Below are 7480 nucleotides of genomic sequence, written 5' to 3' on the forward strand. Positions count from 1 at the left end.
TCAATTTTTTTAACCAGATAGCGAGACAGAACCTTGTTCGAGCGAATTTTACAATTATCCATAAATTATCGCAGCTTGGTGATGGTGGCTGTTTTTGCCATGGCTTTGCTGGGCATATACAGTTACCAGAAGATACCAATTGATGCGGTACCGGATATTACCAATGTTCAGGTACAGATCAATACCGAGGCCCCCGGTTATTCACCTCTGGAAACAGAGCAACGGCTGACTTTTCCGATAGAAACGATCATGATGGGATTGCCGCATCTCGACTATACCCGCTCGCTGTCTCGCTATGGCCTGTCTCAGGTTACTGTCGTCTTTAAAGACGGCACCGATGTTTATTTTGCTCGCCAGCTAGTCAGTCAGCGCATACAAGAAGTCAAAGACCTCCTGCCGGCTGGAATTGAACCTCGCATGGGACCTATCTCAACAGGTCTAGGCGAGATCTTCATGTGGACCGTGGATGCGCTAAAAGGGGCAAAAAAACCTGACGGTACCGACTATACAACAACCGATCTGCGGGAAATCCAAGACTGGATTATTCGCCCTCAGTTACTGACTGTCAAAGGCGTTACAGAAGTCAACTCTATCGGAGGCTATGTCAAACAATTTCATGTAACGCCTTATCCCGAAAAGCTGATTTCATTGGGCCTGACTCTTCAGGATGTTGTGACTGCGCTGGAACGCAATAATCTGAATATTGGCGCGGGGTATATCGAAAGAAGAGGCGAACAGTACCTTGTCAGAGTGCCCGGCCAGGTTACCAATCTGCCCGAGATCGGTGAAATTATACTGGGCAGCCGCCAGGGTATTCCGATTCTCATAAAAGATGTTGCCGACGTTCTTATCGGCAAGGAATTACGTAATGGCGCCGCGACGCAAAATGGCAAGGAAGCCGTTTTGGGTACGGCGCATATGCTGATCGGCGAAAACAGTCAAATCGTTTCAGAGGCTGCGGCTGCGAAGCTGGAAGAAATTAATCGCAATTTGCCGCCGGGCATTGCAGCGACGCCGGTATACAACCGTACAACTTTAGTTGACAAAACCATTCAAACGGTTGCCTCCAACTTGACCGAAGGCGCGATTCTGGTCATTGCGGTGCTGTTCCTGTTTCTCGGTAATCTGCGCGCTGCACTGATCACTGCTCTGGTGATTCCGTTATCCATGCTATTCACCTTAACCGGCATGGTTGCCAACAACGTCAGCGCCAATCTGATGAGCCTTGGCGCACTTGATTTTGGCATTATTGTCGACGGCGCCATCGTCATTATTGAAAACTGTATACGGCATTTGGCGCAAGAGCAGACACGACTGGGACGGCGCCTGGCACTTTCCGAGCGGCTGGAAATCGTTTTTTCCAGCAGCAAAGAAACACGGCGCGCGCTGCTATTTGGCCAGACCATTATCCTGATTGTCTATATTCCGATTTTCGCGTTATCCGGGGTAGAGGGAAAAATGTTCCACCCCATGGCCTATACCGTTGTCACGGCGCTACTCGGCGCCATCATTTTATCGATTACATTCGTTCCTGCCGCAGTTGCGCTGTTTCTAACAGGCGACATAAAGGACAAAGAAAGCCGGGTAGTCACTCGTTCCAAACAAATATATCTGCCGATGCTGCTGTGGGTCTTGCGCAACAAAGCGCTGACCGTAACACTCACAGTAACGGTCATGATTCTCTGCGGGTTACTCGCCACCCGGCTTGGCAGTGAATTCGTTCCCAGCCTGAACGAAGGCGATATTGCACTGCATGCCATACGCATTCCGGGAACAAGCCTGTCAACTGCGATCGAAATGCAAAATGAGCTGGAGAAAAAAATCAAATCGTTTGCCGAGGTTGAACGGGTTTTCTCAAAAATCGGCACGCCCGAAATTGCAACTGACCCAATGCCGCCTAGCGTGGCTGACATTTTTATCATTTTGAAAGATCAGGACCTGTGGGAGGGTCCATATAAAACCAAAGACGAGCTTATTACCGCCATGGAAAAAGCGGTATTCGATGTACCCGGCAATAATTACGAATTCACTCAACCCATACAAATGCGGTTTAACGAGCTGATTTCAGGCGTACGCGCAGATGTTGCGGTGAAAGTTTTCGGCGATGACATGGATGTCTTGCATAGTATGGGCGACAAAATTTTGGCGGTTATAGAGGCGATTCCGGGAGCCGCTGATGCGAAAATTGAGCAACTGACCGGTCTGCCCATGCTGTCCATCAACATGGATCGCGCAAAAATGGCGCGATATGGTTTGAATGTATCGGATATTCAGAATATCGTTACTATCGCAGTCGGCGGCATGCCTGCCGGCCTTATTTACGAAGGTGACAGGCGCTTCAATCTAGTAGTGCGTTTACCTGAACAATTACGCGGCGATATTGAAGCACTCAAACGATTACCCGTCGAACTGCCAAGCGCAGTGATGAACCTGCAGCCGGGTACACCCTCACCTCTCGCATATCTGACACTGAGTGATGTCGTTGATTTCGAAATCATAGTCGGACCCAACCAAATCAGCCGTGAAAACGGTAAACGCAGGGTGGTTGTCAGCGCGAATGTTCGCGGCAGCGATCTGGGCACTTTTGTACACGAAGCACAAACCCGTATCGCTGAAAATGTAAATATCCCGCCTGGTTACTGGATTGCCTGGGGAGGGCAGTACGAGCAGCTGGTTTCGGCCACAGAACGCCTAGTGATCGTTGTCCCCATCGCACTCGGCTTGATTTTTATCTTGTTGTATTTAATGTTCGGAAATCTGAAGGACGGTCTTTTGGTTTTTACCGGTGTTCCATTCGCATTGTCCGGTGGCATTGTTGCACTCTGGCTACGCGATATTCCCTTGTCAATCTCTGCAGCTGTCGGTTTTATCGCCCTGTCGGGCATTGCTGTACTCAATGGTCTGGTTTTGTTAACATTCATTCGCAATCTTCGCAAACAGGGGCTTATGCTGGAAGATGCTATCCAGACGGGCGCGTTGACAAGGCTGCGGCCTGTACTGATGACCGGCTTGACAGACGCCATCGGTTTTGTACCAATGGCGATCGCCGTGAGTATTGGCGCAGAAGTGCAACGCCCGCTGGCAACTGTAGTGATTGGCGGCATATTAACATCAACAGTTTTAACTATGCTGGTACTACCGGTTTTGTACCAGCTTGCTTACAGGAAAGACACTCAATTAACGGACAAAAAAGTTAAAAAAGTGAACATGAATTAAAAATGATTGTCGAATTTATTGACACTTTTTAGTAAAGGCGGGCTTCTCTTTACCGGGATCAGCATAACTTGTTGTATTATCAATATTATATTTTTCATACTAAACTGGCCCAATATTTGCTTATAATTAGATATAGCGATAATGTATTTATTACTGATGAATAGTATCCACCTATGAGTGCCAAGCATGACTGAAGAACAATCACACGTACAAACGGACTCAACACATCAAACAGCGGAAACTTCCGTGAAGAAGATACGCAAGCACAAAAGAAGGAAATTACTTAAAGGTGCGGTTGCAGTGCCGGTTGTCATGACACTGTATAGTGGCGCAGCTCTGGCCCGTACCAGCAATATCACGGGAGAAGCCGATTCCATTGAAAACGCCGTTTTTAAAGACACGCCCAATGGTCCGCAACTGCTCTGCGTGTTTCCTGATCCAATGCAGACACAGATTCCGGGGGGACCTTACGATCTGGGTCCACTACCACAGGCAACGCTTATACAAGAGCCCAAGATCGATCTCACCGCAAGTGCAGACACAGTTTTAACCAGTAAAATGCAACAACTGGAAGCGTGTCACACCCGTGGTGGAATCATGATTTCAGCCGCCGCCTATACTTCGATAATGACCAAAGCTGATATCAACATCAATCTGACTTTGTAACAGGCAAAGGTGTCATTGCATACAACAACATTCTGGTTTACACATTAAACCAGTTAAATGGAATCCTATGATTGATTGACACCTCACAGAAAAATCCAGTTAGTTCTTAAACGATTTGATCGTTTAAGGTTGATCAATACGGTTTCCGTTCGTTATACCCGTTATATCCGAAACGTGCACCACTCAGTTTTACTAAACGCTAAACCAGACTAAACTTAGATTGATGAATATTCCTTCGATTCAGTCTAACAGAGACCGTTGAAAAAACTTCCGCGCCGCCGCTGCAGCGTTAAGAACAGATTCAAGATGCGCAAGTATTATACATAGACGCTGTTTTTCGCCTGTTCTTTCCTGCACCAGTCTCGAAAACGTTTTTCAGCAACCCGCTAATGATACACTTCGATCCTTTAAATAGTTCGGTATTACCATGCGCTGGCGAGCAAATCAATTTCACACATTATTAATCGAAGACTGGAATGAAGAATATACCGTGTTTCAGCCCGACTCAGGAAAAACACATTTCTTCAACCAGATGAGCATACAAATGCTCATTTACCTTGATCAGAATCCAGCGACACTGGAAGAAATCAGCACCCATCTTGCCATGCAGTTTCAGCAAACGCCGGATAATAGCTTTCTGAGAAGTATAGAAAAAGTACTTCATCATTTTGATACACTGGGTTTAGTCAGTAAACTACATCAGGATTCCCGGCATGATGATCAAGCAGATTCCGTATAAGGAATTCCACAGGCTATTGCTCAACCAGGGACTCAGAGTTGCAATCGGCCCTTTTAACGTTTGTGTTCAAACCGCATACGCACCGCTCGCCGAACAGCTTTATAAGCTGTACTGCCATTACCGTTTGGTACAGGATGAAATCGCCGAATTTCATGTGCGCATCGTAACCGAACGTCTTTACAAAAATCCATTCAGGCAAAATGTACGTTTTCTTCTGGACGGTCAATCTCCTTTTAATAGTTTTCCTCCGGAACAGGCGCTAGCAGTGCTGGAATGGGGCATTAATCTGGCTATTGCAGTGCGCGTCAACCACTTATTGATACTACATTCGGCCGTAGTCGAAAAAAACGGTCATGCAATTTTATTTCCGGCCTGGCCGGGCAGCGGCAAAACAACCTTGTGTACGGTTTTGTGTTACCGCGGGTTCCGCCTGCTTTCAGATGAGTTTGGACTCATGGATCCCAGACGGCGTCTTTTTCTTCCCATTCCCCGTTTGATGCCGCTTAAAAACGAATCTATCGCCGTCATCCGCAGCTATCTTCCCGAAATCGTCATGGGTCAATCAATACCAAACACGCAAAAGGGTACGGTCGCGCATGTCCGCCCACCGGAGCAAAGCCTGTTGCAGTCAGAACATACTGCAAAAGCCAAGTGGATAATTTTTCCCAAATGGATTGCCGGCTCACCGGCAAAAATTGAAGCCATTTCCGATTCTGAGGCGTTCATGCTGCTTGCAAGTAATGCATTTAATTATGAGGTGCTTGGCGCAACAGGGTTTATGGCTGTTGCAGATCTGATTCGCAGCTGTGATTGCTATAAACTGGTATATTCCGATTTCGACAATGTCATGGATGTGTTGCACAAATTGATTAATGAGGCCTGACCTGCCACCACATTGCCAGACCCTGCTGCAAGGATTGATTAACCCTGCGCGTCTCATCGACTATAGCGATTCGCACTGGGAACTGCTGATCCGGCTGGCCAGACGTGTAAAGCTTCTTGGACGCCTGGCATTCCTTGTAAAAGAACACGGTTTCTGGAATCAGTTACCACCAAGAATCGCCAGCCAATTGTCATCGGGTCTTGTTCAGGCCGAAAAACTGCAACAGCTGAATCGATGGGAATTAAACAGGATCCTATGGGCGCTGAATGACTTTGATACTTCCATTATCGTCCTCAAAGGTGTCGCTTACGGATTGGCGCAAATACCGTATGCAGCGGGACGATTATCCGTCGATCTCGATCTGCTGGTTCCCAAAGCAGATTTGGCAGACATTGAGTCACTTCTGATGGTTAAAGGCTGGAGGCATCTCCCGCTCTCCGCCTATGATGAGCACTACTACCGTGTCTGGAGTCATGAAATTCCGCCGTTGATTCATGCCGAGCGTGAAACTGAAGTGGATATCCATCACACGCTGATACCGGTGACCAGCCGGTTGAAAATTGACACAAAACTGCTTTTTGACGCCGCAATTCCAGTCAAAGATACAACGATTAGCGTGCTGAGCCCGGTAGACATGGTGATACACTGCGCTGTCAACCTGTTTCAAAATAATGAAATCGCTAACGATTTACGGGACCTGTTGGATCTGCATGACTTATTGGTTTTTTTCAGCATGCAGGAAATTGATTTCTGGATCCGGTTAACGGATCGCGCCAACCAGCTGAAATTAGCGCGCATTGTGTATTACGGCCTGTATTTCAGTCAATCGATATTCAAAACACCTGTACCGGAAGAAATTTACAATCGTCTGCACGCACGGCCGGGCAGGCTGAACATGTGGCTAATGCACCGGCTGGTACCATTAGCGCTATTTCCGCAACATCCTGACAAACCGGCGCTGTCCGCATTACTGGCACGGCTGTTGCTGTATCTGCGCAGCCATATGATTCGTATGCCTTTTTATATTCTGCTGCCGCACCTGTTCTACAAAACTGTCCGCAAGCTGCAATTTAAAAAACAGAAATAATCATTTTCAAAAAAGATAAATCGATTTTCTATTCGACCGCATTGCACCTGCCCGGTCCGTATGAACTCAATGAGAACATACTGTAATCAGGCCGTGTAACAATAGAGAACAATACTCGGCAGAATTTTTGCATCAGAATACAGAAGTGGCGATACAGTCTGACAACCGGCCAGTTGTTTGCAAGGCATGGTTTTTTTGTCTGCCGTGCGCTGTTCATAATGATGACTAGCGTCATCGATTGCTATCCATCAATATCTAGTGTAGTGTCCTTCAGTCAAATATATCGACGAAATCAACCGACGCGCAAGGAATAAGCCATGAAAAAGTTTTTTTTAGTGTTTCTGCTTTATATCTTCGCCAATAAAGCTTATGCTTTGTCAATCGTTTATGACGGATTTGAGTGCGAAGCTGATTCAGCGGTACTTTCTGCCGCCGCACAGAGCAGGTTCAGCACCGTCGAAAACTTGCAAGATGATAAGTATAGATTGCTGCTTACTGGAGGCTACCTGGTATTTGAAGACAATATCTGCATAGAACCTCTTGAAGAACCCTTTGAAAATATCACAACTATTGATCCTCTAATCACTAATCTTTCACAGATCGCAGCCATTGCGCATTTCAGAAACAACATCTTAGTTGTCTCATACGGACTCATGAAACAAAATACAAGCACGACTTCCGGTATCCCGACATTATTCGCAGATATTAATTTCCCAAAGGCATTCACACTGACTTTTGAATACCTGCCATCTAGGCAAGCTTTCAAGCTTATCAGCGCAAGTCAAATCAATAATCCTATTTTCCTCAGTTAGATCTACAAAAATTAGCTCAAACGTAGTAGTGTCAAGGTTTTCGGACTAAAGACAGGAGTCACCCAATGGGTGAAATG

Annotated in this window: 6 protein-coding genes; all 6 read left to right on the plus strand. The window is 46.5% G+C overall.

All coding sequences use genetic code 11. The annotated features are described in order from the left end of the window. The first annotated feature begins 33 nt into the window (after positions 1–33). Complete coding sequence (locus tag BMY60_RS08005) at positions 34–3216, plus strand: efflux RND transporter permease subunit (protein WP_090332735.1); 3183 nt, start codon at positions 34–36, stop codon at positions 3214–3216. Between the two features lie 186 nt (positions 3217–3402). After that, the gene (locus BMY60_RS08015; RefSeq protein ID WP_090332738.1) at positions 3403–3882 is read left to right on the plus strand and encodes a hypothetical protein; all 480 of its coding nucleotides are present in this window, start codon (positions 3403–3405) and stop codon (positions 3880–3882) included. 427 nt (positions 3883–4309) lie between these two features. Continuing rightward, positions 4310–4621: an HPr-rel-A system PqqD family peptide chaperone gene (locus BMY60_RS08020; protein ID WP_090332740.1), complete on the plus strand. Its 312-nt coding sequence runs from the start codon at positions 4310–4312 to the stop codon at positions 4619–4621. After that, the gene (locus BMY60_RS08025; RefSeq protein WP_090332741.1) at positions 4596–5504 is read left to right on the plus strand and encodes an HprK-related kinase A; all 909 of its coding nucleotides are present in this window, start codon (positions 4596–4598) and stop codon (positions 5502–5504) included. Before BMY60_RS08020 ends, BMY60_RS08025 begins: the two co-directional genes overlap by 26 nt. Further along, positions 5494–6591, plus strand: a complete 1098-nt coding sequence (locus BMY60_RS08030) for a nucleotidyltransferase domain-containing protein (RefSeq protein WP_090332743.1) — start codon at positions 5494–5496, stop codon at positions 6589–6591. The genes BMY60_RS08025 and BMY60_RS08030 overlap by 11 nt, the downstream gene beginning before the upstream one ends. Before the next feature lie 317 nt (positions 6592–6908). Then, entirely contained in the window at positions 6909–7403 is a 495-nt protein-coding gene (locus BMY60_RS08035; protein ID WP_090332744.1) for a hypothetical protein, read from the plus strand. Positions 7404–7480: the final 77 nt, after the last annotated feature.

The sequence above is a fragment of the Nitrosomonas sp. Nm51 genome (assembly GCF_900111165.1).
Lineage (GTDB): Bacteria > Pseudomonadota > Gammaproteobacteria > Burkholderiales > Nitrosomonadaceae > Nitrosomonas.

Coding starts and splice junctions, on each gene's coding strand:
- BMY60_RS08015 (WP_090332738.1), top strand. CDS start 3,403: ATGACTGAAGAACAATCACACGTACAAACGGACTCAACACATCAAACA.
- BMY60_RS08020 (WP_090332740.1), top strand. CDS start 4,310: ATGCGCTGGCGAGCAAATCAATTTCACACATTATTAATCGAAGACTGG.
- BMY60_RS08025 (WP_090332741.1), top strand. CDS start 4,596: ATGATGATCAAGCAGATTCCGTATAAGGAATTCCACAGGCTATTGCTC.
- BMY60_RS08030 (WP_090332743.1), top strand. CDS start 5,494: ATGAGGCCTGACCTGCCACCACATTGCCAGACCCTGCTGCAAGGATTG.
- BMY60_RS08035 (WP_090332744.1), top strand. CDS start 6,909: ATGAAAAAGTTTTTTTTAGTGTTTCTGCTTTATATCTTCGCCAATAAA.